We start from the raw sequence: 3,215 nt of genomic DNA, 5'->3' as shown, positions 1-3,215 counted from the left end.
GGTGCCGCGGGGGTGGCGGGGGTCGCGGGGGTGGTCCGCGCGCGGTAGTGGCGGCGCAGCGCGTCCAGCCGGGGCAGGCCCGCGCGCAGGTCGCCGGGGGCGACGCCGAAGTCGACGAGGGCGGCGATCTCGTCGGCGCCCGCGGCGCTGACCGCGTCGACGACCGGCCGGACGCTGTCGGCGGTGCCGATCAGGGCGCGCTGGTCGCAGTAGCGGCCGTAGGCGCGGCGGAACACCGCGTCCAGGTCGTCCTCGCTCAGGTCGGCCAGGTCGATGCGGTGCCCGAGGCTGTTGGCGACGCCGCTGAAGACGGAGAGCGAGGCGCGCATGTAGCGCGCCAGCGGGGCGAACGCCTCGGCGCGGGCGGTGTCGTGGTCGTCCGCGAGGTAGGTGTGCAGCAGCACGGCCACGCGTCCGGCCTCCGGGTCGAGGCCGTGCCGGGCTCTGGCCGCGCGGTAGCGGGCGATGTTGTCGGCGAGTTGCTCCACCGACTGGGTCATGAGGTTGGTGACCACGCCCAGGTCGTGGCGGGCGGCGAGCTCGTACGAGGCCGGGTTGCCGACCACCGCGGTGTACAGGGGCGGGCTGTCCTGCACCGGGCGCGGATAGAGCCGCAGTTCGGCCTCGCCGCCGTCTCCGGTGGTCCGCCGCAGGGCGTCGCCGCGCCAGAACTGCCTTACCTGCGCGAGCTGTTCGTACATCAGCTCCCGGTGCCGTCCGAAGCGGTCGGGGAAGAAGGCGAAGTCGTTGGCGCTCCAGCCGCTCGCGACGCCGATGCCGACGCGTCCGCCGGACAGGTTGTCGGCCATGGACCACTCCTCGGCGACCCGGATGGGGTCGTGGAGGGGCAGCACGACGGAGCCGGCGTTGAGGCGGATGCGCCGGGTCTCCCGGGAGAGCGCGGCGGCCAGGACGGCCGGGTTGGGGAAGAGGCCGCCGAAGGAGTGGAAGTGGCGCTCGGGCATCCACAGCGCGTGGAAGCCGTGCCGGTCGGCGAAGCGGGCGACGTCCATGAGGAGTTCGTAGCGCCCGGCGCCGTCCGACTGCTCGTGGGGATAGTCGCCGAAGAAGTAGACGCTGAAGTCGGCGGTGCGTGCGGCGCGCGGAGACGCGGGAGCCGGGAGTGCGGGAGCCGGGGACGCGGGAGCCGGGAGTGCGGGAGCCGGGAGTGCGGGAGCCGGGAGCGCGGGAGCCGGGAGCGCGGGAGCCGGGAGCGCGGGAGCCGGGGCGGCCGCGGCGACCGCCGCCGCGTTCCAGGCCATGGCGGCCACCGGGGCGGGCTCGGAGGGTGCCGACTCGGAAGGTGCCGACTCGGAAGGTGCCGGCTCGGAGGGTGCCGGCTCGGAGGGTGCCGGCTCGGGCGGCGGGGCCTTGGTGACGGCGGGCCGGGTGTCCGGGAAGAAGCCCGCCGACCTGAGCTCGCGCAGCGAGTCCCGTACCGCGTCCGCGACGTACGCGACGTCCGCGTCGGTGTGGGCGGTGGACAGGAAGAAGTTGCGCCACTCCCACACATGGACGCCGCGCAGCATCAGGTGGTGGTAGAGCAGTTCGAGGTCGGCGCGGTGCTCGAAGCGGAACTGGGAGCCGAAGTGGCTCATCCGCAGGGGGAATCCCTCGGTGTCGAAGAACGCGTTGAGCGTGTCGGCGAGTCCGGCGGTGCGGGCGTTGAGCCGCTCCTGGAGGCGGGGGCTGTGCTCCTTGAGGTGGGTGAGCACGGCACGGGCGGCGACCATCGAGACCGGGTGCTGGATGTACGTACCGCCGAAGAAGGTGGTGTCGGAGGGCGGGTAGCTGTCGTCGCCGTAGGACCAGTGGCCGCCGTCGACGCCGTCCATGATGTCGGCGCGGCCGGCGACGGCGCCGATGGGGAAGCCGCCGCCGAGCAGCTTGCCGTAGGTGGCGAGGTCGGGGGTGACGCCGTACAGCTCCTGGGCGCCGCGGGCGGCGGGGCGGAACCCGGTCAGCATCTCGTCGAAGAGCAGCACGATGCCGTGCCGGCGGGTCAGTTCGCGCAGTTTGCGCACGAACTCCACGGGTCTCAGGGCGGGATGCCTGCTCTGCACCGGCTCCACGACGACGGCGGCGATCTCGGCCGCGTGCCGCTCGATGGCCTCCAGGGCGCTGTCGCTGCCGTAGTCGAGGACCAGGAGGTCGGCGACGGCCGACCGCGGGATGCCCCGTGAGACGGGCACGGTGAGCCGGTCGGCGCCGCTGCCGGAGGGGCGGCCGAGGACGTTGTCGGCGTGGCCGTGGTAGGCGCCCAGGAAGGTGACGACCTTGTCGCGGCCGGTGGCGGCGCGGGCCAGCCGGAGGGCGGCGGAGTTGGCCTCCGTGCCGGAGTTGGCGAAGGCCACGCGCTCGGCTCCGGTGAGTGCGGCGAGGAGTTCGGCGGCCTCGCCGGTCTCCACGGCGCGCGGACCGAGCTGGATGCCGCGGGAGAGGTGCGCGCGGACGGCCTCGGTCACGAAGTCCGGTTCGTGGCCGAAGAGGAGGACGCCGAAGCCCATGGTGATGTCGACGTACTCGTTGCCGTCGACGTCCTCCAGGCGCGCTCCGGCCGCCCGGCGGCCCGCGAGGGGGTAGAGCATCTCCTTGGTGGCGCTGCGGAATCCGACGACGGCCCGGCTGTCGGCCAGGACGCGGCGGTAGCGGGCCGCGATGCGCTTGGAGGTCGGTGTCCTGGCCGTGTAGCGGCGTACCAGGTCGGCCAGGTGCTCCTGCTGGGCGAGCGGGGAGGCCGCCCGCACCATCCCGGAGCCGCGTCCGACCGTGACCCGGGGGCCGTGGACGCGCGGCGGGGCGGTGGGCGGGAGCGGGGGCCCGGCGGGCGGGGCGGACGCCGCAGCCGGCGGGGCCGGGGCCCTGGTGGGAGCGGCCGGGGTCCCGGTGGGAGCGGCCGGGGTCCCGGTGGGAGCGGCCGGGGTCCCGGTCGTCATCTGCTCGGTGATGCGCCGGGAGAGGTCGGCCATCTCCGCGAGGTCCTGGTCGAGGGCGGCGGACATGCCGTCGAGCGCGCTCACTTGGCGACCCTGCCGTTGAGCCGGTCCGCGGTGGCGGTGGTCTGCAGGGCGAGCAGCTGGGAGAGCTGGGACATCATCTGGAGCTGGATGCGGGACATCTGCCGGAGCTTGCCCGCGATGTCCTCCAGTTCCTCGCGGGTGGCGTACTCGGGCCCGGGGGCGACCGGGGCGACGGGCGCCGGGTCCGGCGCGGGC

The 3,215-nt window shown here is 74.8% G+C and carries 1 protein-coding gene and 1 pseudogene; both read right to left on the bottom strand.

Annotated features, from left to right (window positions below):
- On the bottom strand, positions 1–2,969 hold a 2,969-nt coding region (locus SZN_RS39500), incomplete at its 3' end, for a MupA/Atu3671 family FMN-dependent luciferase-like monooxygenase (RefSeq protein WP_139063684.1).
- A gap of 47 nt (positions 2,970–3,016) precedes the next feature.
- Positions 3,017–3,215: pseudogene (locus tag SZN_RS36385) on the bottom strand (hypothetical protein); the annotation flags it as partial.

This window comes from Streptomyces zinciresistens K42, assembly GCF_000225525.1.
GTDB lineage: Bacteria > Actinomycetota > Actinomycetes > Streptomycetales > Streptomycetaceae > Streptomyces > Streptomyces zinciresistens.
This window is presented reverse-complemented; position numbering and strand designations above follow the sequence as displayed.